37 protein-coding genes are annotated in these 22620 nt (G+C 57.2%); 7 read left to right on the top strand and 30 right to left on the bottom strand.

The window, feature by feature from the left end; all coding sequences use genetic code 11:
• Positions 1–100 precede the first annotated feature (100 nt).
• From HX790_RS25350 to HX790_RS25205, 30 genes are all read right to left on the bottom strand, one after another.
• Positions 101–346, bottom strand: a complete 246-nt coding sequence (locus HX790_RS25350) for a hypothetical protein (RefSeq protein WP_176992392.1) — start codon at positions 344–346, stop codon at positions 101–103.
• Between the two features lie 60 nt (positions 347–406).
• Complete coding sequence (locus HX790_RS25345; protein WP_176992391.1) at positions 407–685, bottom strand: DUF1799 domain-containing protein; 279 nt, start codon at positions 683–685, stop codon at positions 407–409.
• Between the two features lie 47 nt (positions 686–732).
• The gene (locus HX790_RS25340; RefSeq protein WP_176992390.1) at positions 733–1113 is read right to left on the bottom strand and encodes a phage tail assembly chaperone; all 381 of its coding nucleotides are present in this window, start codon (positions 1111–1113) and stop codon (positions 733–735) included.
• 3 nt (positions 1114–1116) lie between these two features.
• Positions 1117–1773, bottom strand: a complete 657-nt coding sequence (locus HX790_RS25335; protein WP_176992389.1) for a phage tail protein — start codon at positions 1771–1773, stop codon at positions 1117–1119.
• 185 nt (positions 1774–1958) lie between these two features.
• Positions 1959–2609: a DUF2625 domain-containing protein gene (locus tag HX790_RS25330; protein ID WP_176992388.1), complete on the bottom strand. Its 651-nt coding sequence runs from the start codon at positions 2607–2609 to the stop codon at positions 1959–1961.
• A gap of 84 nt (positions 2610–2693) precedes the next feature.
• Positions 2694–3113 (bottom strand): phage tail terminator-like protein, encoded by a 420-nt coding sequence (locus HX790_RS25325; RefSeq protein ID WP_176992387.1) that lies wholly within the window; start codon positions 3111–3113, stop codon positions 2694–2696.
• Entirely contained in the window at positions 3110–3745 is a 636-nt protein-coding gene (locus tag HX790_RS25320) for a hypothetical protein (protein WP_176992429.1), read from the bottom strand. Before HX790_RS25320 ends, HX790_RS25325 begins: the two co-directional genes overlap by 4 nt.
• Before the next feature lie 17 nt (positions 3746–3762).
• Positions 3763–4134, bottom strand: coding sequence for a hypothetical protein (locus tag HX790_RS25315; protein ID WP_176992386.1), 372 nt, complete (start codon positions 4132–4134; stop codon positions 3763–3765).
• Positions 4135–4151: 17 nt separating this feature from the next.
• Positions 4152–4655, bottom strand: coding sequence for a DnaT-like ssDNA-binding protein (locus HX790_RS25310; RefSeq protein WP_176992385.1), 504 nt, complete (start codon positions 4653–4655; stop codon positions 4152–4154).
• Between the two features lie 59 nt (positions 4656–4714).
• Positions 4715–5299, bottom strand: a complete 585-nt coding sequence (locus HX790_RS25305; RefSeq protein WP_176992384.1) for a hypothetical protein — start codon at positions 5297–5299, stop codon at positions 4715–4717.
• Positions 5300–5346: 47 nt separating this feature from the next.
• On the bottom strand, positions 5347–6312 hold the full coding sequence (locus HX790_RS25300; RefSeq protein WP_122822492.1) for a major capsid protein: 966 nt from the start codon (positions 6310–6312) through the stop codon (positions 5347–5349).
• 12 nt (positions 6313–6324) lie between these two features.
• Positions 6325–7053 (bottom strand): hypothetical protein, encoded by a 729-nt coding sequence (locus tag HX790_RS25295; RefSeq protein ID WP_176992383.1) that lies wholly within the window; start codon positions 7051–7053, stop codon positions 6325–6327.
• An 88-nt stretch (positions 7054–7141) separates the two neighbouring features.
• Positions 7142–7417, bottom strand: coding sequence for a hypothetical protein (locus tag HX790_RS25290; protein WP_176992382.1), 276 nt, complete (start codon positions 7415–7417; stop codon positions 7142–7144).
• Between the two features lie 46 nt (positions 7418–7463).
• Positions 7464–8549: a minor capsid protein gene (locus HX790_RS25285; protein WP_176992381.1), complete on the bottom strand. Its 1086-nt coding sequence runs from the start codon at positions 8547–8549 to the stop codon at positions 7464–7466.
• Positions 8524–9942 (bottom strand): DUF4055 domain-containing protein, encoded by a 1419-nt coding sequence (locus HX790_RS25280; RefSeq protein ID WP_176992380.1) that lies wholly within the window; start codon positions 9940–9942, stop codon positions 8524–8526. Before HX790_RS25280 ends, HX790_RS25285 begins: the two co-directional genes overlap by 26 nt.
• Complete coding sequence (locus tag HX790_RS25275) at positions 9939–11261, bottom strand: terminase (protein WP_176992379.1); 1323 nt, start codon at positions 11259–11261, stop codon at positions 9939–9941. Before HX790_RS25275 ends, HX790_RS25280 begins: the two co-directional genes overlap by 4 nt.
• Entirely contained in the window at positions 11236–11712 is a 477-nt protein-coding gene (locus HX790_RS25270) for a DUF2280 domain-containing protein (RefSeq protein ID WP_176992378.1), read from the bottom strand. Before HX790_RS25270 ends, HX790_RS25275 begins: the two co-directional genes overlap by 26 nt.
• A 31-nt stretch (positions 11713–11743) precedes the next feature.
• Positions 11744–12367 carry a putative metallopeptidase gene (locus HX790_RS25265; RefSeq protein ID WP_176992377.1) on the bottom strand — a complete coding sequence of 208 codons (624 nt, stop codon included), beginning with the start codon at positions 12365–12367 and terminating at the stop codon, positions 11744–11746.
• A gap of 85 nt (positions 12368–12452) precedes the next feature.
• Positions 12453–12995 (bottom strand): hypothetical protein, encoded by a 543-nt coding sequence (locus HX790_RS25260; RefSeq protein ID WP_176992376.1) that lies wholly within the window; start codon positions 12993–12995, stop codon positions 12453–12455.
• A gap of 141 nt (positions 12996–13136) precedes the next feature.
• Complete coding sequence (locus tag HX790_RS25255) at positions 13137–13349, bottom strand: hypothetical protein (RefSeq protein ID WP_176992375.1); 213 nt, start codon at positions 13347–13349, stop codon at positions 13137–13139.
• Entirely contained in the window at positions 13346–13537 is a 192-nt protein-coding gene (locus HX790_RS25250) for a hypothetical protein (protein ID WP_176992374.1), read from the bottom strand. The genes HX790_RS25255 and HX790_RS25250 overlap by 4 nt, the downstream gene beginning before the upstream one ends.
• Positions 13538–13586: 49 nt before the next feature.
• Positions 13587–13919 carry a phage holin, lambda family gene (locus tag HX790_RS25245; protein ID WP_053256748.1) on the bottom strand — a complete coding sequence of 111 codons (333 nt, stop codon included), beginning with the start codon at positions 13917–13919 and terminating at the stop codon, positions 13587–13589.
• Between the two features lie 149 nt (positions 13920–14068).
• Positions 14069–14581 carry a hypothetical protein gene (locus HX790_RS25240; protein WP_176992373.1) on the bottom strand — a complete coding sequence of 171 codons (513 nt, stop codon included), beginning with the start codon at positions 14579–14581 and terminating at the stop codon, positions 14069–14071.
• Positions 14582–14589: 8 nt separating this feature from the next.
• The gene (locus HX790_RS25235; RefSeq protein WP_370589388.1) at positions 14590–14775 is read right to left on the bottom strand and encodes a Com family DNA-binding transcriptional regulator; all 186 of its coding nucleotides are present in this window, start codon (positions 14773–14775) and stop codon (positions 14590–14592) included.
• Positions 14776–14918: 143 nt separating this feature from the next.
• Positions 14919–15500 carry a hypothetical protein gene (locus HX790_RS25230; protein ID WP_176992372.1) on the bottom strand — a complete coding sequence of 194 codons (582 nt, stop codon included), beginning with the start codon at positions 15498–15500 and terminating at the stop codon, positions 14919–14921.
• Positions 15497–16087 carry a recombination protein NinG gene (locus HX790_RS25225; protein ID WP_176992371.1) on the bottom strand — a complete coding sequence of 197 codons (591 nt, stop codon included), beginning with the start codon at positions 16085–16087 and terminating at the stop codon, positions 15497–15499. The genes HX790_RS25230 and HX790_RS25225 overlap by 4 nt, the downstream gene beginning before the upstream one ends.
• Entirely contained in the window at positions 16084–16554 is a 471-nt protein-coding gene (locus tag HX790_RS25220) for a hypothetical protein (protein WP_176992370.1), read from the bottom strand. Before HX790_RS25220 ends, HX790_RS25225 begins: the two co-directional genes overlap by 4 nt.
• Positions 16554–17360, bottom strand: coding sequence for an ATP-binding protein (locus HX790_RS25215; RefSeq protein WP_176992369.1), 807 nt, complete (start codon positions 17358–17360; stop codon positions 16554–16556). The genes HX790_RS25220 and HX790_RS25215 overlap by 1 nt, the downstream gene beginning before the upstream one ends.
• Positions 17350–18207, bottom strand: a complete 858-nt coding sequence (locus HX790_RS25210; RefSeq protein WP_176992368.1) for a replication protein — start codon at positions 18205–18207, stop codon at positions 17350–17352. Before HX790_RS25210 ends, HX790_RS25215 begins: the two co-directional genes overlap by 11 nt.
• 214 nt (positions 18208–18421) lie before the next feature.
• Positions 18422–18637: a YdaS family helix-turn-helix protein gene (locus tag HX790_RS25205; protein ID WP_176992367.1), complete on the bottom strand. Its 216-nt coding sequence runs from the start codon at positions 18635–18637 to the stop codon at positions 18422–18424.
• A gap of 87 nt (positions 18638–18724) precedes the next feature.
• On the opposite strand from HX790_RS25205, the gene HX790_RS25200 reads away from it, so the two are divergent.
• The 7 genes from HX790_RS25200 to HX790_RS25175 all read left to right on the top strand — a co-directional run bounded on the left by HX790_RS25200 (position 18725) and on the right by HX790_RS25175 (position 22548).
• Positions 18725–19393 (top strand): LexA family transcriptional regulator, encoded by a 669-nt coding sequence (locus tag HX790_RS25200; RefSeq protein ID WP_176992366.1) that lies wholly within the window; start codon positions 18725–18727, stop codon positions 19391–19393.
• Between the two features lie 389 nt (positions 19394–19782).
• Positions 19783–20010, top strand: a complete 228-nt coding sequence (locus HX790_RS29665; protein WP_256349282.1) for a hypothetical protein — start codon at positions 19783–19785, stop codon at positions 20008–20010.
• A 261-nt stretch (positions 20011–20271) separates the two neighbouring features.
• A complete protein-coding gene (locus HX790_RS25195; RefSeq protein ID WP_176992365.1) occupies positions 20272–20775 on the top strand; it encodes a hypothetical protein in 504 nt (167 codons plus the stop codon).
• Between the two features lie 8 nt (positions 20776–20783).
• The gene (locus tag HX790_RS25190; RefSeq protein WP_176992364.1) at positions 20784–21224 is read left to right on the top strand and encodes a type II toxin-antitoxin system YafO family toxin; all 441 of its coding nucleotides are present in this window, start codon (positions 20784–20786) and stop codon (positions 21222–21224) included.
• Positions 21225–21309: 85 nt separating this feature from the next.
• The gene (locus HX790_RS25185; RefSeq protein ID WP_176992363.1) at positions 21310–21654 is read left to right on the top strand and encodes a hypothetical protein; all 345 of its coding nucleotides are present in this window, start codon (positions 21310–21312) and stop codon (positions 21652–21654) included.
• A 148-nt stretch (positions 21655–21802) separates the two neighbouring features.
• On the top strand, positions 21803–22129 hold the full coding sequence (locus HX790_RS25180; RefSeq protein WP_176992362.1) for a DUF2388 domain-containing protein: 327 nt from the start codon (positions 21803–21805) through the stop codon (positions 22127–22129).
• A 95-nt stretch (positions 22130–22224) separates the two neighbouring features.
• Positions 22225–22548: a DUF2388 domain-containing protein gene (locus HX790_RS25175; protein ID WP_176992361.1), complete on the top strand. Its 324-nt coding sequence runs from the start codon at positions 22225–22227 to the stop codon at positions 22546–22548.
• Positions 22549–22620 lie beyond the last annotated feature (72 nt).

The raw sequence follows: 22620 nt of genomic DNA, 5'->3' as shown, positions 1-22620 counted from the left end.
CAAAGAGGAGGCTCAATCCCAAGCGACGACCGCGGGTGATGGTTACGTCGCGGGGTACGGATCTCACCGGCTCGGAACGGATGATTTCATCTTCTCCGATCTAGCTCGCTGATTTCATCGTGATTGACCCGGGGCCAGAGATTTTTTTCGCCTTCAGCCCCGGCTTCGCGGTATAGCTTCTGTCGTAACCATCACCACCCGGTCCAACTTTGCCCTTGAAGCTCAATCGGTCGATTTCGGTATCGCCGTCTAGAATGGCGACAATCACCTCGGCGCCGCAAAGGCCCTCGCTTGAGCTGATAAATAGATCTCGAATATTCAGTGTGTAGCGCTGGCTGGCTTGCATAGCTCACCCTTGCGGCTCCGCCGCGTCATGTTGGTTGTTTCGCATCTTTGTGCCTGAGGATCAGGCGCCCCTCGCGCTCTCCCGCTGTTCCGCCATCACCTGCAGGGCTTCAGCCTCCATCCGCCGGAAGTCGCTGAAAATGGTTTGTCGCCGGTTGATCGGCACGCCACACATCCGAATCACCCCGGAGAGAACGCTGTAGTCCATACCTGTTGCGCCGCACGCACCTGTGCGCCATTGGGTGCTCATGGCCTCGAAGACTTTGAACGCGTCCCAGTTTTCGGGCCAGATTCCGACTTCCTTTTCGAGTATGTCCTGACGCGATAAGCCAAAGGCCATCAGATCAGCGTCTGATGGCCCTGGCTCATACAGCGCGCGCGCGGCGCTTACGAGTTTCCCAGGCGGGCCTCGCTAAAGGCTTCGGCGTACGCGTTCAGCACCGCCTTCGGCGCCGAGTTGATCGAATTCACGAGGATGCGCACGTTTTCAGGCGTGAATTCCTCTTCGATATCCCAGCCCACCACCACATCCAGCAGTTGGTCAGCTTGCAGGGCAATCTGGGCGGCGGTGAAAGCTTTGAGGTCCATGTCGCCGACCTGCATGCCCAGTTCGTCGTGCCGTTCGTTCCAGCCGGTGTACAGCTCGGCAAGCGCAGTACGGTCCAAGTACTTAAACTCGAACTCCACCTTTTCGGCGTTGTATCCGGCCCGCTGGATCATCACGGGCGCTTTGAAGGTCGGCTTCTGGATCAATCTGAACTTGGCCATGGATTACACCGTGGCCGCGTAGCGGGTTGGGCGACCGGTCAGGGCGATGCTGATAACACGGGTCATCAGGTTGTTACGGGACATGGTCGGCGTCGAGGTGATCGACACGTAGCCGTTGTAGATGATGCTGCTGCCGCCAGGAAGGTTGAGTCGGAGCAGTCGCGGCTGCTTGTCGTCGTCGGCAGTCTCACAGGCCTCCACATAGGGCTTGGAAGGATCATCGGCGACGGTGATGGTCAGCGTGATCGGATTTTTGGTAGTTGGCATCTGGCGATCATCGTCGTCGGCCAGGAAACCAAAGGTCAGAAACTGCTGATCGCCGCCGCTGGAGTTCAGCTCGGTGATTTGCGAAATCTCAGTGAAACCCGTCACCTCCCGCACCGAGCCAATGCCCGAGCCGGCCGGATACTGCTGGACGTTGACGGTATTTACGTTTTCCAGCGCGAAAGTGCCGCTGGCGATCTCGCCGACACGAACGCCTCGCCCTTCAAGGCGAGTCCAGCCAGAGTTGACGGCGATGACGTCGCCTTCGGCCAGGCCATGCGCTGCCGCGGTAGCGACGGCTGGATTGGCGTTGGTCAATGCAGTGAATGGGATCGCGGGGCCGTAGGTGGCTGCAATCTCGAAGGTTGCGCCGTTGGGCATTTGGATGCCGGCCATGGGTGTTTCCTCTTTTCAGAAATGACAAAACCCGCACAGAGGCGGGTTCATTGGTAAACCGTAGGAGCGGTGGATGCCGATACAGCTGACTAGCTATTCTTCGTAAGGCAACATCCCGGAAGCTGAATATTCCATGTAGGAATAGCACTCGTTGAGTGAAGGACGCAGGTGTATCAGTTTGTCCATCAACCTGGTTTGTCGAGTTTGGAAGCTAACTCGACGTTTATCTCAAACTGCTCACCGACATCGATCAGCGTGCGGCTGCTTTCGTCGATTGAGCCTTCCCTAGTCCAGAGAAACGGAAAGAATGAAAAGCACTGATCTGCTCTCAGTCCCCGCAGGTCATGACGCCAGCCATCCCAGCGCAGGCCGTCGTAAAAAGTAGCGAGCCGATCACTTAAGGCCCACCCAAAAAAGTCGGTATAACCAATGTCCAAATGCTCCCACCGCAGTGTATCGGGTGCCCAGTAATACATCGCTCCTACATCATCGCCCAGACCGCCGCCGTTAATGGAAAAGAACCCTCCAGCAGCATCGTCGGCGACTAGTAAATAACCATCGGCACGGCCCTTGTTCCAATCAACAAGATTTCGGGGCAATTGCGGATGTCCGGAGCCGATCAAGCGTAACCAGCCATGATCAATGAGTAGACCACCAGTCTCGTAGGCTATCGCCCCTAGCGGAGATCTAGTTGTAATCTGCAGGTCGGAAAGAACACGAGCTCTATCAGTGGACGGAGGGAGCAACTGATAACTCAACGTGGCTTCTCCCAACATTTTTTCAATGAGGGGTAGCGCGGGGTCTCGGCTGTCTATCAGGTCTTCCAAACTTGTCATCTGCCGGTCCTTGGAAAAAAGGAACCGATTATAGCCGCATAGGCAATGTCGCGGTTTGAGGCTCGGTGGGTACTAACAAATCAGCTATGAGCCGGTATCTGATCGATACTCGAAAGAGACTGGAACCATGTATGTCGCTGCGTCTGTGATCCCCGGCCCCTGTTCTACCGGCGACATTGTGACCACTGTGACGCCGCTCTTCGTGTCTCGGGCATACAGCCGGAACAGACCAGTCAATTCGACCAGAAGCGGGTTCGTCTTTGTCTTCCCAGTGTTCGCCGGAGCCACAATGCTGACCTGATAGACGCCGATGAACGCCCGATGGTCGCCAGCAAGCGTGCTACTGGCAGTATCGCCTGGTAGCGCGAATGCACGAAGGTAGGTCTCGCCGTCTGCAGGGTCATACTGGATATTCTCAAACACGACCTTGATGGGCTCTGCCCGCGCCTTGCTCCAGGCGAGCAGCTTTGCCTCATAGATCGATGCGATGATGGCGTGGCTCATACTTGGTTATTCCTGATGGCGTCATCGACAGTTTTCTGGAACTGAGACAACGTGACCCGAATCATCCCGGATGGCGCCTGTGTGCTGTGTCCATATTCTAGTGCAATGCCGTAGGGCAGGTTATTCACGATGTAGGCCGTTTGCCCTGCGGTCAGGGTTTGAACCTGCGCCTTAAGCACAGCGATGCTGACGTTACCGCTGACATCAATCTGATCAAGCACTCCCTCGGCCGGCGTATCAATCGAAAACTGCCAGTTCCCGCGAAACCGCCCGCCGACGTAGCCCTTGCCTGCAACCAAACCGTTCACGTTGAAGTTCTGGTCGCGCTCGGTCTTGGTCAGGGGCTTGGCGTACTTCACGCCCTTTCGCAGCTTGCCGGCTTTGGTGAAGTTCGATTCGTTGAGGTTGATGATCGTGTTGCGGACCGCCACCTTGAAGTCGTAGTCATCGGCGGCTCGCTTGTTCGCCTGTCGGTGAACGACGTTCGCAGCCCAAATTTCAGGGTTGCCCACTGGCGACTTGAGGATAACGCTACTGCCGATCTCGATGACGATCTCGCGAATCGTTGCGTCGATACCAGCCTGGGCGCGCTCGGCGAAGTCACGAATATTCTCGGCGAAGCTGCCGTTCATACCCGAGTACTTGTTCGTCACGACCGCACCTGCAGCTCATACAGGATCGGTGTACCGGCGGGATTTACCTCTTTCAGTGGCGGGACGATTGACCAGGTGCGGCCCTGAGCGACAACCTTGTCTAGCAAGCCCGGAACCCAGGCCATGCCCTGCGCAGCGATCTTGAGCTTCTTGTCGCCCTGCTTGATGAGGCTGTTGGTTTGAAATTCTTGGCCCGTGAAGTCGAGCAGGATGCCATGGGTGATTTGCTCGACAGTGGCGCCTGGCGCCTCCCCGCCCGTCTCCGGATCGTACTCGCCCGGCTCCGTCTTGCTGATGGTCACGGGCTGGCCGAACTCTGTGATCATCTCCAGAGCCATCACGGCCATTTCGTCGTAGAAGGTGGCCATGGTGTTCTCCGTTGCGGCTATGCGCGGATTGCGAACAGCCCGCGCTTTTGTAGGTAGTCGGCAAACTGGGTAGCGCTCGGTCGATCCGGCGCCGCCGGCAACAGTCGACCGCTGGTGTTGGAAATCGTGGCGTACTCGCGGGTTACCGCACCTTCGACACGCTCCAGCGTCACAGCGCCTTTTCGCTTCTCCACCGGGTCAATATCGTCCTGATGGATTTCGGCGGCCAGGGCCATCTGGCCGTACTGGATGCGCGCCGGCAAGTAGTTGTTCGGCTTGATCTCATGATCCAACAGAACTTCCCGGCGCGGCCAGGACAAGGCCTGCTCGCTGTTGGTCTTACGCCCCTTCCAGACCATGCCATCCATTGCCAAGGCGGCCCGGCGTAGCAACGCTTCCTGCTCCAGGACGCCTACGGGGATGACCGTGCCGAATTTCACGGCATACATGGCCAGGTCCTCGGCGCTCGCGTAGCTTTCGGCGTCAGGCTTGCCGGTGCCGTCCTCGATGATGAGTGTCATGCGTCAACTCGCTGGAATGGTTTGAAAATTGGCCACCGGGTCGCCGGCAGCCAGCAGTATTACGCCTTGGGCAGCTCAGCGACGAGCTTTTCCAGGGATTCTTTGGAGGCGTTGGCCCGGTACTGAACATTAGCTTCATCGAGCTTTGCTTTAAGCGCTGCGATTTCACCGGCCTCATCAGCCGGGGGCGTGATAACAGACTTCTTCATTGCTTCAACCTCGCCACGCAGTGCGTCGACAGTCAAGGCCAGGTCATCACGTTCAGTGGTCAACTCATCAACCGAAGCATGGATGGTGCCCAGCACGTCAAACAAGCGCAACGCCAGGTCGCCGGACTCTGGACGATGGATTTCGCCAGCTTCCAGGCCGTCAACAAGGATCTGGATCGATCCATGCTCAGCACGCAAAGCCGCGATCACCTTTTCCAGTTCGGCTTGATTGCCCGCACCAACAATCTGCGCCCGCTTGGCTTCCTTCACCGACACGTCGATGCCGGCTGCTTCGTACGCATTGACCACGCTCGGCCAATCGCCAATCACCAGCACGCTGGTCACGCCGGCTTCGGGCTTATCGAAGTGTTCCGGATTGCGGTATCGCTTCTCCGGGTCGAAGCCGTTCAGCTGGTTGCTGTAAGTCAGTTCCATGTGTTTCTCCAAGGCGGCCATTGCTGACCGCGCGTTGAGTTTGAGACTTAGCCGCCAGTGACAGGAGGCGTTGCAGTGAGCGTGATCATCACGCCGGCGGTGACTTTGTTGCTGCCTGCGTGCTTGATCCAGTTGGCAGCGGAGCCGACGGCGGCCAGGGTTGGGTTGGAACCGCCAGTGGTGGCTTTCCAGCTGTAACCCAGCACATCGATATTCACGGTGCCTTCCGCGCGGTAGCCGATGCTCAAGTTCTCTTCGTCGTTCACTTCGTAGGAACGGAAACCCGGGGCTTGCGACTCGGTGATGGTTACCGCGTTTGGCAGCAGGCCGAAGATCACGTCCGCTGGCGCGGTATCGGTCACCAGTACCGGCTTGCCCAGGGTGCCCGGCAGACCGCCGTAGATCACGACGCCGGCTTCTTCATAGATCTTGTTGGTGATGGCTTCGTCGACGATGTCGAAGTAGGCGCTGGAGTGCATGACCCACAGAGCAATACGGCCGAACTTGTCGCCGAACTTGCGCATGCCGCGGGTCAGCGTCTTCTTGCCGTCGGTTTCGATGTTGGCCGAAACCACCATGTCAGCGTTGGAACCGATGGCAGCGCGCAGACCAGCGGTTGCGTACTGGATGAAGCCTTCCAAAGTCGCATCAGCGACGTCGGCACCGACGATCTGGGAGAACTCCTCGACCGGACGACCGCGGCGCTTGAACGCCTCTTCGGTGGTCTGGTATGGACCGTACTTCCATGGAGCTTTGACGCCAACAGCTTCGCCGGCGGAGATCTTCTTGGCAGTTACCTTGCCGTCAGAGTTGACGTCGCGGTGCTCCAGAGAGCCGTTCAGCTTGTAGAGAGCGCGCTTGCGGAAGTCGCCTTCGATCAGTTCATTGTCCAGCACCATCGCGCCGTTGGACGATGCGTTGAACACATCCAGGTTGTCCTGGACACGCTCGAGGTATGCGGTTTGCGCCTCATCGTTGTAGATGATCAGGTCGCTGTTAACGGTTGTAGCCATGGGTCAATCCCCTTACTTGGGCAATGCGAGATATGCGGTTTGGCCGTGCTTGCGCTGAAAGTCGCGCTTCTGCTCGGAGGTCATTTCGGAGCGCTTGAATGCAGCCTTGCCGCCACCCCCGCCCGGGGCAAATGTCCCTGAAGCCCTTGGCCACAGATGAGGTGCGCTTTCGCGCAGAGACTCGGCCCATTCGAGCGGAGTCAGAGGGGTCTTGCCGTCTTTACCGAGGATGACCTGGCCGGATTCATCAACGGCGACCGCCTCTCCATCTTCGTTAAGGGTGAACACGCCTTTGGCGCGCAAGATGATGTCGTCGGTTGCTTCGGGTAGAGCGCCGGCTTTCAGCGCTGCGCCGCGTACCGAGTCGCTCAGGACTTTGCCCTGGAACTTGGCAGCGAAGGACTCAGCCTTCTCGGCTCGCTCACTGATGGTCTTCAACTGCTTGTCGTAGTCGCCACGCAAGCGCTCGGTGCGGCGGTTAAAGACCTCGTCCACCTTGCCCTCGGTCAGAAGCTTGGTTTCTTCGTCCTGACCCGCACGGCTGAGCAGGCCCTTGACGGCGTCGATATCGATGCCCTCAAACTGGGTCTCGAACTGCGTCAGCTTGCCGGTGGTGTCTTTAAGCTTGCCCAGCAACTCCGTGTTTTTGGTTTTGAGGCCAGAAACAGATGCTTCAACGGCAGTCGCGATAGCGGCCTTGATTGCCGGATTGTCCAGGTCGATTTCGTTTTCTTCTGCCACGTTGATACACCCCTAGGGTTCGGTAAGCCCGCTTTGCAGGCATAAAAAAGCCCCGGCTAATGCCAGGGCTAGTGTGTCTAAGGAAAAACTATGGAGTCATGCCGGAGCAACGAATCTTTCTTTCCGCCGTGAGTGTTAGTTCCACCCAGGGGTAGCTTTCTTGTAGTCGCTGACTCACCAGTTGATAAATCTCCTCCTCACGACCAACTGGCCCTTCGATTGGGAAATCATCAAAGCCGCCTGTACCGCTTGGATAACGCGCCATCATAATGTTGAAAAAGGACTCAATCATATCGCCCGTTACCCTTACACCCTGCTCAAAATCCATGCCCATGTAACCCCTAATTGTTGATTGAAGCGACATGATAAAGCTCGTTTCAAGGGGCAAAATTAGGTGGTTTGCACACATCTCAAATGCCCGCTTGCTCGAATGCCAGAGGCTCCAAAACCTTCATCTGGGCGAGTGTTAGCGGCGCAAAGTTGCGATCAAGCTGCAGTTCGGTGAATCGCTCGACGGTTAAACCACCCTCACGAAACAGCTTTGCTCGAACAGGACCAATTGCAGCATCCTGGAACGCTGCTGGCTGCTGCTGTAACCAGTGGTAGTAGTCAAGGCTGGCATTCACCTGCCTACCGCCGTCAGCACCTACTGAAGCTCGCGTGGCATCCTTGGCGAAAAGCTCGCTGAGCCTAGTCAGCATGATGAAGGTGGTTCGACAATTCGGGTGAAACGGTGGTCTGGGGCCAGACTCGACCGGAAACCTTCGACCATCCAGTGACCGGCATTGCTGGCTGGTCTTGCTGTCCAGCGTCGCCACGATCTGGATCTCTTCGACGATATCCGTGTTGGCCTTGGCCACCTCCATGCGCGCCTGGGACGACACATGCTGAATCGCGGTGTGCACGACCGTGCTGGCATTGCGATTGGTGGTGGCCAAGATGCCGTCTTTGTACCCTGCCGCCTTGGTGCCGCGAATGTTGCGGATGATCTGGAAGTTCGTCTGACCTTCGAAGAAGCCCTGCCGGATGGTGCCGGTGACGCGCTCACGCTCCGCACCGGTCCACCCCTTGATGAAGGCCTTCAGCAGCTTCCCGCCGCCGGTGCCGCGCACACTGAGCGGATTCGTCAGCACTGCGGTGCGAATTGCAGCGGCCGTCGGCGCGACCACATCCAGCGAGACACCTACAGGCGCGGAACGGGCAAGGCTGGTCGCTTCGAACTGCGCCTCGTAGTTAGCGATATCCACCAGATCAAGGTTCAGTTGCGCGCTGTAACGGTCGAAGATGCCCAGCAACAGGCTGTCGACCTCCTTCAGCAGCGCTTCCAGGCGCTTGACGTTGTACTCGGTCAGGTCCGACTGGGTCAGCCGGTCGCGGATCGAGCGATCGATCTCCTTGAGGAAGGGGGCGAACTTGCCCACCTCCCCCGCCTTGAGTTTTTCGAGGAAGACCGCGTGCCGGATGCTGGCATCAAGGATTGCTTGGTTTGCCGCCATTTGGTTTGTCCTCGTCGTCCAGGTCCAGGCCGTCGCCCTGCTCTTCCAGCTCGCCGTCAATCTGCAGGTCAGTGCGCTCTGGTGCGATCAGGCCCAGCTTGCGCAGGTAGGCCCGAAGGTCTGCCTTGGCGAAACCGCCTTGCTGCCACAAGCCAACCAGTGCGGTGATCATCTGCGGATCAGCCGTCAGTTCGACGAACTCTTGGTTGACCTGATAGGCGACCTTCTTGTCGGCAATACCCATGTACATGCAGCACCACATAATGGCTCGCGTGTAGGCCTCGCTGACGTTGGCAACACAGCCAGCCAGGACTGATGTGGAGGCCGACTGATCACCGCGTGACTCGGTAGCGGTCTTGGTGGCAAGTGACGCCACCACCATCCGCGCACCCAGTTCGATCATCATCTGGTTCTTGTCAGCCATGGCCTCCTTGACCAGCGTATTCGGTGCAGGTTGGGCGTAGCCGAAAGCGCCTCCGACCGGCAACATCATCGGGGCTCTGGAACCGACATAGATGCCGTTTTTCTCCATCCAGTCGCGCCAGGACTCATCCAGCCCGCTGATCCACGGCTGGGCCTGACCGCACCAGAAGACGCTGTCTTCGTAGTCGGCGCTGTTCCGGTAATGGCCCAGGTTGATCATGGCAATGTCGTAGAGCGGTGACTCATCAATGCTCGGGTCATTGTTCTGTGCACCGACGAAGGTGAACGGAATATCTTTGAGGCGCCCCGTAACGCCTTCCGGCTTGAATTCTTCGATGACAGTCAGCGGCCCACCACCTTTCGGCCCGGACCGGCGCCAGACGCGGCAAACAAAACCGTCGTCCTCCAGCGCCAGCTCCCGGTACTGCTCAGCCGTCTTGTAGCCGAAGCCATCAGGAATCTCCGGCGACTCGCGCAGCACCACCAGGGTAAGCACGCTGTGACCGTTCACCATGCCGGTGCGCCAGTTGATGATGTCTTCTGCGCAATAGGACAGGATCACCGAATGCCCACCGATACCATCGTCTTGGTGATAGTCGACGTAAAGACCGTGGCGACCTGCCTCCAGAACCTTCTCCAGCGTTCCTTGGGAGTGCTGGTAAATGCTCACGCCGGAGCCGTTGGCGTTGTCCTGTAGGTATTCCAGCTTCTTCGGCACCGTCAGCGTCGGGTCTTTGTGAAAGGCCAGGCCAAGCAAACCGTTTCGGGTGTGCCCAGTGGCGTTCTTGAACACCGCGCGCTCGCGGTATGCCCGGTTGCGGTCTTCGTTCTCCGGCGACTTGTCGTGCGCGTTGATGTACGGCAGCCGATCCACAACCCGGTGCTGGCCCGCGCAGACGTCGCGAACGGTCGCCCAGCGGTCCAACACTGCCGTGTATTCCGCCCGCTTGAAGGAGACGTCGTTGCTCATCGGGCGTATCCCATTTTGATAGAAGTGACGATCGCTTTGATCGGATAGCGCTTGGCGATGAAGTAGCCGGCGGCATCGTTCATATGGTCATGACCCTTTTTCGGATCTTTGTCCGGCTCACCCTTGTCGGTGTAGGTCTGTCGCTCAAGACACAGGGTGAGCTGAGGGCACTGATCGATGTTGACCTTCAGTCGTCGCTCGCCGTAGGCGTTTAGGAACATGGCGTTTACCGAGTTCACGCGATCTTTCACGCCTGGGTTTGTGGAGTCGACGATCACCGTGAATTTTGCTTTCTTCAGCAGCGACAAGTCGGACTCGCTCGCGTTTTTGCTGCTGGTGTTCTGCCCGCTGGCGTCGGGATAGACCGCCACCGAGTGCCCAGGGAACCGGGCCTGGATTTTCTCGATCATCTCCGGCGTGTCCCGAACACCGTGAAACTCATCCAAGGCCATTGGCAGATCGTTACGCACGACATAGACGACGGCGGCCATTTTCATGACGTTGAAGTCCATACCGATGTGCAACGCCTCGCCCGGTTTGATTCGCTCGCTGGTTCGGCATTCGTCGCGATTGAACGTGTAGTAGACGACGCCCGCGTAGTTCTCGAAGCCTGCTTCGTACTCTTGCCGGAAGGTGCGCGGGTCCATTTTCCGGCGAGCCGCTTCAAGCTCTTCAGGAGGAACGTTGCCACCCTGCAATGACGTGTACTGCCAGCTCTTGTGATCAGGCTCGCCGCCTGGCTTGCCGTCCAGATAGGTGTCGTAGCAGTGGTTGAAGCCCTTCGGAGTGCCAATGCGCAGTGCATGCCCGCCCTTCCGCATACCAACGCCTGGAATCTGGTACTGACAAGTCGATAGCATCGGCCGCAGCACTTCTTCCCAAGCCGCCCACGTGCAGTCTGCCCATTCATCCACCAGGACGAAGAACAGGCCGGAGCCCCGGAGGTTGTCGTAGTTGTCGAGCCCGACCACGCGCATTACGTGGCCGGACTTGAGCGTGATCGAGCATTCAGTCTCGTTCGGGCGGTGTGCACGCCACGCCTCGGGAATGGCTTGCTTAAGGCGCCTCCAAAACACGCGCTTGGCCTGCTTGAAGGTCGGTGCGCCGTACCAGATCTCGTCTTCAACACTCACACCCCACTCAGCCGCTAGTCGAGCCGCGCGGCGCATCTCGGCCTTGCCCAGAAACGTCTTGCCGAACCGCCGCCCACACACCGCATCACGGAAGCGGGCCTCTGGCTGGAACCCCCAGCAGTAAATGTTCGCCTGCTTGGGCGTCAGCTTCACCGGCGGGTCAAAGGTACGGGGTAGCGGGGACATTCTCATCAGGCTCCAGGGTGTACTCAGCAACGGCGTGCTGCTGGTCAGCGTGGGAGCCAAGTGGTTTTTCAGGTTCGAGGCGACGATTCACGTAAACATCGCCCACCTCTTTGGCGGCCTGCTCGTACAACTGAGCGGTCAGCGCCAGGTTGCGCATGTTCTCGGCCTTCTCAGCCATTCGCCCCAGGCCACGAAGCCGGAAGGCGCGGTTGGCAATCGGGATCTCTGCGGTCTCTTCTCGGAACCGCCTCCTGGTGTCGTGGAAAAGGGTCACCCACTTCACCGCCAGCCCCTTACCCGCGGACTTGGTTGGGTCGTGCGTCTCCACCTGCTGGCGGCTCACCACAACCCCGTATTCGTTCTTGACGGCTTCCACCACCTGGGATGGGGTGTCAAAGCACGCCAGCGCCTGAACGATGAAGCTCTTCACCTCATTTTTCAGGGCTGCCATAAATTCTCATCCGTCTAGAGCCTGTCAAGAATCAGGCCGATCTCAGCAGACAGGTTCCGCAGGCCCTCGCAATGTTCAATTTCCCCACCTCAGCAGGACTGTTTGCAGCATCCACCAACGCTTGAACGTCAGGGCTTGCACCGTAGCGGCGGACAACACCGACGAACTCTTCGACGTCATGGCCCTGCAGCTTGATCTTCGGTGCGCCATCTTGGGTGAATGTTGGTTGACCGTACTTGTCGGTCGCGTGAGCCAGGTGATACAGCTCGTGCTCGATCAGGGAGCAGAACTCAAGGTCACTGCACTGAGCGCAGTAATCAGCGGCCAGGGTGATGATGAAAGCCGGCACGTCGCCGAACCAATCACGCATCTGTTGCTCCATCCGGGCTTTCTGCCAACCTCCGGCGCGGAACGCTACTTGTTCGGCTTGGCCCAGGATTGTCCTACCCTGCTTCTCAAAGCTCGACGAAGCCCACATGATCCGGATGTCTGCATCCAGTAGGTGGGCATGGTCTTCGTTGTGAATGCTGCCGGTGTCGGCGAGGATCTCGGCTTGGAGCCAGTCCCATACTTCGGGAGCTGGGGTTAGTCGGATGCCGAAGTCGGATAGGTCCGACAGCTCAAGCAGTGACGATGGAGGGTATGGCCTGTCCACCAATGCCTCCTTCTTTCTACTACTGACACAAATAAAAACCCAGCACTTTGGCTGGGTCTGTAGCGCACATTTGAGAAGTGATGTTTTATGGTGTTGGGCATTGAGCAAGCAATCCAACCGCGGCGATGTTTGATTCACTGGCTGTCTTCGCAGCAGAGAATGACTTCACTCCATTCTCTATCGCCTGCCCAACTGCCGCTCTTCTCGCCTCGTACGCCGCTGTACCCAAAGGCCCCTTTTCGCTTGACCCCAGTGTTGTGCTAACAAGACCTGCCACTCCGGCTGCTATCCCGGGAGCCACACCACCCGTTCCAGCAGCAGCCATGACCGCGCCCGCTATACCAAACACACCACCAGTAAGGCCAATCCCTAGCTTGTACCCTTCGGAGCACTTTGCCCGGTTTTCATACCAGTTATAAACGCTACGACAAAATTTGTTCACCTTCCAAAAGCTAGCGTCCGCGTGCCCCTTCCTCACATCTTCCGATTGCCCGCCTATCACCGCTGTTGGATACGCGCTCATATCAGGATATGACTCAACGCTTGAATCAGTACACTCCAAAGCAGCTCTAACACCCGTACAAGTGAAGATAGCTAGAGTGGCGATTATGCAGATTACTTTTTTCATATCTGTCTCCCCATACTGCCCAAAATAGGCAGTTTTGAGGTTAGATCACGGATAGATTTCTGCACCTGCCAGCAAAGATATGTATCTGTCGGAGTTACACCAACACTCATTCGCCCCCATCAGCATATCGATCAGTTTCCGCTAACTCAGGCGCATGGCACCAAGGCATTGCAGGTGGTCACACTTGGGGCCGAGACCGAACACGGTGACCTCTCCCTTTGCGCCGATCAGCGTCAAGGCGCCCACGGTGCATTCGGGATGCTCGCTGGCGTCGAGCTCATCGGCGATCTTGCGCAGGGTCTTGGCGGCGTCGCGCCAGTCTTCCCGCTTGAACTCAAGAACCTCAACAGTCATCCGGTCACCATCTGATGTGTTTGTGCATGGGCGTGTCCATGGAGCAATCCGACGATCAGGCCCTGAGGAAGTCCGGAAGACTTCGCAGCGTCCACGGCATTGGCAATGGCCTTGTCGAGAGCGCTTACCGCAGTGTTGATATCCGGGCTCATCGGGAGCGCGTGTCGAAGGCGGGTGACTTTGCTCATCTGCATAACCTCGCGCCACGATTTGGCGCATCCGAAAACGTGGCGCGGATTAATCAACCTTGCGGCTTGGCAGCTTAAAGTCCGTCACACGGTCGGCAATGGCTCGGATCTTCTCCACGCCCAGGAAGCCAACCCAGCCACCGGCAAAAGTCGCCATGCTCTGGGGCAGTCCGAAGAAATCCAGCCCGCTGATAATGGTCAGTGTCAGGCCTCCGCAGATGGCGCCTTCCACCAGCATCTGGCGACGTGTACCACCGCCGTAGGTGATTCGTAGGACGGCCATGGCGCAGGACAACGCAGCCGCATAGAGGATTGGCGAATGCTGGCTCAACCACGCAAGCGCTATCGCCCAGGTGTCTGGTTTGTCTGGCATATTGGACATCTCGGTTCCTCCCCGTCAGGGAGTTAGGAATATGGCAGGTCATGGCCTGCAAATTGAATCAGCCCCAGCAGCACTCCCAGCTCGGAGCAATGGGTGTGGCGGGGCCGAAAACGAAAAAGCCCCGGCGAATGCCGAGGCTCTTGGTCGAGTTAAAAAGCGTTGTTCCAGTGATAAGTGTAGAAAGTCGGGAGATCACCCGTACTGTGATCTGGATAGAACACACCACGTGTCGGAACAGCGGTCGGGGTGAAGCCAAATCGAGCCCACCGAGGAACCCCATCTACAACGACAACGTTGCCGTCATCTTGCACCTGCAGGTAAGCGCGATCCGCAGCCCCGTTAATCCAATCACCCTGGGTTGCCCAGGTACGACTACCTACACGGTCGACCAAAAAGGCAGAGCCTTGCATGTAGAAACAAGTGACCAAATCTGTATTTGGACGGTTGTCTACATACGTGTAAGGAACACTGCTATCAGCCACCCAGATTGGGGCGCCGTTATCGTAAAGACGTAGATTTCCATCCGCCTCTAGGATCAGCTTGTATTGCTTGCTTGGAGACTCGAGATACTGCCCTGCCACCAGACAGTTACGCGGAGGCAGGATAGCGCTGCCATTATTGGCACTGTTAAAAAGGATAATACGAAAGCCACTATGGGACATTTTTTCACCTATTGAATCGAATGATTGATAGCGGAGGATTCCGCATTCATGTCGCTCAAAGGCGATTGCTCGAGGCTCGCGGCCTTCACATGATTCAGCGTCCCACATCGGGAACATTTGATCTGGAGCTCTGTAAACCCACCCGTACGGGCGAGAAGTCTTTTGCAGTTACCGCATCTGAATTCTTTCAACATCTGCAAATTCCTTTTGCTGAATCGCCCTTTCCGTGGGCAATAAAAAACCCGACGCGATGGCCGGGTTTCTTGAATTTCCAGTGCAAGTTGCCGAAGGCAAAATACTAACTGTGGGGAAATAATGCCCCCAGCCGTGCGGTAAGTCAAGCGGCCTCTTTCATCTTGTAAATTATCCCGCCAATTGGGCTCAGCGCCTTGGCGTCGATGTCATAGCAGGCGTCGAAGCAAAGTTGCACGAAGGGCTCCCAATCCCTCCCCCAAGCTGCTGAGGGGAGCTTGATGCCGTACTCCCCTTCCACCCATGCACGAAAGATCTCTGGCTTGATGAGCGGATCAGGGTTGGAAGACTGCCCCCCCTGGTGCATGTATCGATAACGGCGAAACACGCCCTTTGCGACGTACGCGGCACGTTCACGCTTGCTGGCAGTCATGCGCTCTACCCGAGAACATGCCAGGTTGAAAACCGCTTCTTCCGCCTCATCTCGATCATCATCGGTCGGCTCTGCCGCATACATGGCGTTTCCGAAGGCCCGCAACTGGTAGTGGAGACGCGCTATCGCCGACTGTATATGGCCGGCCAAAGCACCGTGCACCGCATGATTTGCCGTAGGCCCCCGTTCGCTGCTCTGCACCACCACTCCAAGCTCTGCGGCATCTGAGGACTGACCCGGCGCGGGGTTGTAGTTGCAGTCATGCCACGCCTGGCGCGCTGAATTGATCTTCATGCTGCAGCCCTCTTCAGTTCTCTTGTCTTCGCCCGGTAGTAGGCCTTGATGCCCTTGATCTGCTCGACGGTGTACTTGCGCACGCTCTGGTCAGCTTCCAGAGCGTCGACGGCCTGCTGGCCGATGCGCGCGATCAGGCCGATCCGGTAATCCACGGCATTGCCCGAAAGGAAGCGATTGTCCTGCTTGCTCTGGGCGTGACAGTTACGTTCATCGAAGCGCAGGTGCGGCGCGGAGCCAACGCTGCGATAGTGGCCGGCATCGACTGCGTTGCCGCTCCAGTCCAACGGCTTGCCGCTGGAGATGCAGAGGTGTCCGGCGGACTGGTCCCGGATGCGGATGTATTCGTTGAACGCCTGCTGAGCCTCTCGCATGTGTTCGCCGCGGCTCTTCAGCTTCTCCTTGCGGACCTTGATCTCGCGGCTCTCGACCTGAGCCAGCGACTTGCGCGCCTTCGCCTGGTTAACGTCCTTGATGGCCAGGCCGCACTTCGGGCTGCATACGGCCTGCCCCAGTCGCTGCGGCGGGAAACTGATACCGCATGCTGGGTTCTTGCACTTCTTCGGTTTGGGTTGCTTGGCGATCATGCAGCCTCCTTGCTGAGTAGATCAGTAAAAACCACACCATGACCCGTGAAATAGGCGGCGATGCGGTCGGTGTAATTGATGCCTTGAGCGCGATTGAACAGGCTGGTAACCGGGAAACCGTCCGGCCCGAACAGGTGGCATTCCCCCATCATGGCCAGCTTCGTTTCGTATGGCAGATGACGCATGACCCTGTACCACTCGGCCTGAAAGCCAGCATCTTCATTCAGCAAGATCTGAACGCCAAAGTGCAGCTTGCAGTACCGGCGGGCGTCGGCCGGGTCGCCGATCTGGGTCATCTCGGCGATGCGCTTGTACATTCCGAACCACAGCCGGTTTTGGTCAAGCGTTCGGTCCTTGCCCGCGCGCAGGGTCACGACGACATACTTCTTGTCTTTGTACATGGCGCTGATTTTGGTGATGACTTCGGAGAGTTTGGCCTGGCAGTTGACGCTAATTTTGTCGGACATCAGAAACCCTCCTTTCCGCGCTGCGATTCCCACTCAAACGGAATGACGATCACCCCGCCCTCTCGAAGGCGATCAATGCAGCGCTCGCCGATGGCGGCCGGCAGCGACTGGCCGTCCAGGTTTGAAACGATGACCGTCGGGCGCAGTTGTTCGTAGCGTCCGTTGATGATCGCGAACAGCGTGGTCAACTCGAAGTCGCTGGGCTTCTCCTTGCTGACGCCGATCTCATCCAGGATGAGCAGCGAGGGGCTGATCAGGCTCGAAAGGATTTGGCTTTCACTCTGGTCGCTGGTGCGGTCGTAGGTGGCCCGGATCGCCTGCAGTACGGAACCGATGGTGCGGTACACAGCGGTTGCGCTCGACTTGGCCATGATCTCGTTGGCGATCGCCACGGACAGGTGCGTCTTGCCGGTACCTGGTTTTCCCAGAAGCAACAGACAGCGGCCGGTCTCGGCAATTTGCGCGAATTCGGCGGCGTACCGACGGCAGGTAGCCAAGGCCTTGCGTTGCCCGGCGGTGGTGGCGACGTAGCCGTCCAGCGTCTTGCTCGCAAAGCGCTTGGGGATCAGTGCGGCGCCGAGCTTGCGCTCCATAGCCATGCGCAGCTCCATCGCCTCGTTGGCCAACTCCGCAGCTTCAGCCTTCTCGCGAATGATCCGGCCGCACTCAGGGCAACCGCTCTTCAGCTCCTTGCCCAGCACCGGAAAAATCTTCTGGTCGTAGTGGCCGTGGGTTTCGCATTCAGCGGGCTGGATGCGTGTCCCCGGCGGGAGTTCTGGGGTTTGCTGGGCGGGCTCAGATCGCATAGGAACCGTCCTCACGCTGAATCAGGCCATCGGTGTAGTTGCGGTCAGCAAAACCGGTGTGGCGAGACTGGGGGGCCGACACCGGTGCGGATTCCGCCAGGCGCTTGATCACCCAGGAAGCCTTGAAACCCTGCCAGCCAGAATTCAGCGCTTCGGTGATTGCATCGTCTGCGGTGATCCCGGCCTCGGCGCACTTGGCCAACTCGGTGTTCACGGTCGACCAGACGGTGGCTGTCACGGCAGCGCGTTTGGCCTTGCGCTGTGTCAGCCAGTCGGCCAGCAGTTGCTCAGGGACGTTGTGCGGGTTGTCGCCCAGCAACTGCGCCATGCCGAACAGAGTCTTACGATCAGGCTTCGGAGGTTCGACTGGCTCCTGGGGCGGATTAATCTCTTTCGAAGAAAGAGTTAATAGGGGTTCTTTCTTTGTATAAAGAAGGGAGTGAGCAGTTTTGGTCTCACTCGCAGATGGTCTCAGTGAGACGATATTGGCTGAGTGAGACGTTTTGGTCTCAGTGAGACGTTGTTGTTTTTCTTCGAAGAAAGACCACTCACGGACTGGCGCGATGCCGATATCCCCACGGCTCCCGCCAACGCGGAAAATTATTCGGCGCTCAAGAAGGTGGCTTATCGCCTTCGACGTAACGTCGCGGCGCAAGTTGGTCTGTTTGCCGATGTCGTCGGCAGTCAGGCGTTTGGTTTCCAGTTGATAGCCGATGGTCTGGCGTGCAATGGCCATGAGAACGCGCAGTTCACGCGCTGGCAGATCAACCGTAGCCAAAGCCTCCATAAGGCTATTGTCCATACGGGTGAATCCCCGAGGGTTGTGTAACGCAACAATGTTTGGCATGATTTCTCTCGCATAAAGCTGTTGAAGAAGCCGACCTCGTACGTCGGCTTTTTTATTGCCTGGAATTCGGCACTGAAGCGCCAACGTCCCCGCCCTACTCCCCGTTTCCCTCTTTCAAAACCCACTGGATAAAACTCCAGCGACTTCAGGTTTCTTACTTTGCAGACCGTCTGAGCCGATACTGGGTACACGGATTTGCGGATAGAGACCTCGCTTAGGCGGCCATCTCGGCCCAAGGAAACGACGGACAAAGGGACTCTTTTTTGAACGCACCTCCGGTCACCGCCTCCGCTCGCTTGGCAACCACTGGAGACATGCCGTGCTTCCCGCGAACCCAACCGGAAACGGTGCTTTGATCAACCTTGAGCTTTTCAGCAGTGACCTCCTGAGTGCCAATGAAGGCAACGAGGTCTTTGTAAATACTGTTCATATCGCCCCTCCATACGGGAATACCCATATAGTAGGTTATGGGAATACCGATTTGCAAGGATATGGGAGCACCCGTAATACTCGCCGGATGGAATTCAAAGATCGTTTAAAGGCAGCGCGCCGGCACGCCAAGCTCAACCAGGGCGAATTGGCCGCTAAAGCTGGTATCACGCAGACGTCGATTTCTGACCTTGAGCGTGGAAAATCGAAAGCCACCGCGCACGTCGTGAAGATTGCCGATGCATGCGGGGTGAGCGCCAAATGGCTCTCTGACGAGATCGGGCCAATGCTGGCCCCTGGGTCGACCTCCGGCCCTAGTGAATCGAACATTTCCCCCGCCGCTCAGCCCACCAAATCATTTCGCTACCCGGTAGTGAGCTGGGTTGCCGCCGGCGCCTGGGCGGAAGCCGTGGAGCCCTACCCGACTGGAATTTCGGACACTTACGAGTTTTCGGAGTACGACGCCAAAGGCCCAGCATTCTGGCTAACCGTTAAAGGAGACTCGATGACGGCGCCCGCCGGCCAGAGCATCACCGAGGGCACGCTGATCCTTGTGGACACTGAGGCTGAGGTCGCACCAGGTAAGCTGGTCGTGGCCAAGCTGCCGGACAGCAACGAAGCCACATTCAAGAAGCTGGTCAGCGATGGCGGCCGGCTGTTCCTGAAACCACTGAACCCCAGCTACCCCATCGAAGCAGTCGACGAGAACTGCCGGATCGTGGGCGTGGTTGTGCAGGCGCTGCAGAAGTTTTACTGATCCGCAAGTGTGCCGGGGCGGATATGCCCGAGCGGCAAGCTAAATCGAAATATCGCGAGCTGATTAGCGCTCGTATACACAAGGGAATGTGGGATGAATGCCTTACGGGTCGCGGCACTGATAGTCGCGCCACTATTTGTCACAGGCTGCTACAGCAAGCTATTTGAAAAAACCGAGTACGAAAAGAAAATCGAAGCCATGCCAATGCCAGCTACGGAAGCCGAGCGAGTTGAGCAATGTCGGGAGTTCCAGGGACTCGCGAGTGAGGCGTTTGTTAGAGACGCCCTTCAGTTCTCCCCACAGGCCTACTCTGGTCTATGGGTTTACGACTCCTCTGAATCTCCAGCGCTTAGACGCCGCCTCAAAGCGATGAATTGCCCTTACCGTGGATGGCAAGACCAGTGAGTGCATGGCGAGAGCAGAGCTTTTGGAGCAAGGTGTGGACCTATACTCTGCTGGCGCTCATGGTGGTTTTCACAACCGAAGCTGGCATTTGGCCGGACGACAGTTCATCTAATCGCAAGCGGGTGTTCAGCCCGGGCTTCGTTGTGCTCTGCGCCTTCGTGGCTGTGTTTGAGCTGATAGCGCTGAACCACTTCTATAGTGCGAGCGGCTGACATCAAAGCACGCAGGGCATCATTGCTCGAGCAGTTCCAAGGCTTGGCGGCGGTTCGAGAAACCCTATTTCTCTGATTTTTCGTGTAAGCATTCTCTTACGCTGCCAGTCGTCTATTCCCCCCTCTTTACCAGTCGGAAATTGTTTTCGATTGACGTATCATCGTGTTGTGACTTTTTCGGCAGACGCTGCCGTCTAACCGTCACCCTAAAGAAATGGCTACTTTTGCCGATTAGGGATAGTGAGCGTAAGGAGGCCTATCGTGGATTACCGCAACATTTCTATGCAGATGCTTTTTTCCGCTATGGCGTTAGTCGGGAATTATGCGGAAGCTGCAAATCACGTTAAGCCCGTCTCTCAATTTGAGACTGCCTGCAACTACGCTTCGCTTGTCAAAATTCAAGAGACGCTCATCCAGCTGACCATCGGATGGAAGGAGCTAGATGTGATTTTTTCTGAAGCTGTGCGCACCACCCTGAAAAGAGGTGATGCTTCGCGCCAGGACTTCGCGCGCATATCTGAACTCGTCCATGCCGTCAGGGGTCTCGAGTCAGCGCTCGCCACAAGCACTCCCCCATCAGACGTTGTTTCAGCACACACAGCCTTTAGGCGTGTAGTGGCCGGTGTCAGAGGGCGTCTGGTACAGCTTGAAAATCTGCACAAGCAGGCAGTAGCAGTTCATGCTTATGTAGACACAGGGATTAATTTCGAAGGATTGAAGGCTCTGGCGGATCATACCAGTGCCCGCATGGCGATAATCGCATAAGGGAATGGATGTCCTGCTCAGTAGACTTCAACCCGGCAACATTCGATGAATTTTTCAAGCCTATCGATCTAAAGTATCCGGGGCTTTCTTCGAACATTGCTCGCGATTTCAAGTCGTATATTGATTCGGATCGTCTGAATGTGCCCCTGTATTTCGGTAGGGATGCACCATATACCCAACCCCAAGCCGCCCTTGACGCTCACCTTTCCCACATCCATATCAAGCTTCCGCCTGGGTCTTTCAGGCAGAACGTAGCCCAATACTACAGAACATGTGACAGAAACAGACCAAACGAAGATGCAGCGCTGGTCTACGTACAGGGAGAGCTAGAGGAGGACTCGTATCAAATACTCGCTTTCTTTTGCCCCGATGCGCACGGTTCCGCCCGAAACCCAGCGGTCATGAGATACCTTTCACATCTCGCGAAGGTATGGCGTGACTGCCACTAATAAGCCCGGCCCAGCGCCGGGCTTCTTGTATCTCCAACTTGAGATGATAAAATCTGAGCCCTCCCTCTCGAATGGACTCGTTTTCATGCGCCTATCCTCGATGCCGCTGGCCTTATGCGCCATCTTCACCTGCATCTCCTTAACCGCCCAAGCCGACACCAAAAAAGAAAGAGACATCCACTGCGCGGCCTACTACGAAGTGCTTTCAGTAGCTGGTGACCAGCCAGACATAAGCCGCAGTCAGTCCTCAAGAGCCTCCTATGTACTATTGGTGCATGCTGGCTATACCCCGGAGGCTCAGGAAGAAGTTGCGCAAAAAATGGTGGAATTGCACAAAGAGACACCAGGGCGGATGACGCCAGCTAGCACTGCCAAGCTGCGTGAAAAATACGACGCCGAATGCAAAGTCCTTCTGAAGGCCGCCTTGTGAAGATCCTGGTGCTTGTGAGAGCTGTTACCCTGGCGGTAGCAGCATAAGCAGCCATCATCGAGCCCGACTCAGCGCCGGGCTTCTTGTTTCTGCCAAGCGCCCTCCTCTGCTATGGTGGCCCCTCTGATCGCAGTGGACGCAACGAAGCATGGACTCATGGAAGACCCTGGCGATCGCCTTACTGGCATCGGTCAGCACGCAGGCCGTATCAGGTGATGGCGCTAACCCTATCGCTGCAGCAATATTTCTCACAATCTCCGCGCCAACCATTTTAATTGGGGCGACCACATCCCTCACGACCGAGCCGCCAAAGGTTTTCAAGTCGGCCAAGACCGACGCTTTAGCATTCATCGGTTCAGGCGGCGAGATTCGCGCTGCGGAGTTTGAGCAGGCGTCCCGGTATTATCGTTCGGCCTACACATCGCCTCATATGTCCGACATGCAGCTGGCGCAGGCGATAGCGACCTCGCTCTGATGTCGACCTAAAGATGCCCGCAGTGACGGCCTTCTGGCTCCCCCCCGCTGGAGCCCGATCGCGCTCTACTTTAAACGCAATGGAAGTAACGAAGAATGGATTCATGGAAGATTATGACGGTAGCCCTACTGGTATCGATCAACGCTCATGCCTCTGAGGGGTCCGATGACTCCTATAACAACTCGATGCTGTCTGTACTGATGGCTCCAACCTACACCGTTGCAGGCACTACCGGGTTCACCATGCTCGCATCGAATAACTTCAAGCCTGCAAAGGCTGACGCCCTTGCGTTCATCGGATCGGACGGCGAGATTCGCGGCGCTCAGTTTGAGCAAGCATCTAGGTACTATCGCTCGACCTACAGCGCGCCACTGATGTCTGACATGCAACTGGCTCATGCAATCGCTACGTCCTACTGAGCGCCACCTTTCACAACCTTTTCACAGTAGAGGACCTATGGTTACCTCAGCTCCTAGTGAACATCCCTTTAA

This window comes from Pseudomonas sp. IPO3747, from assembly GCF_013385245.1.
GTDB lineage: Bacteria > Pseudomonadota > Gammaproteobacteria > Pseudomonadales > Pseudomonadaceae > Aquipseudomonas > Aquipseudomonas edaphica.
Note: the sequence above shows the minus strand (reverse complement) of the source record. Positions and strands in the feature narration are given on the sequence as shown.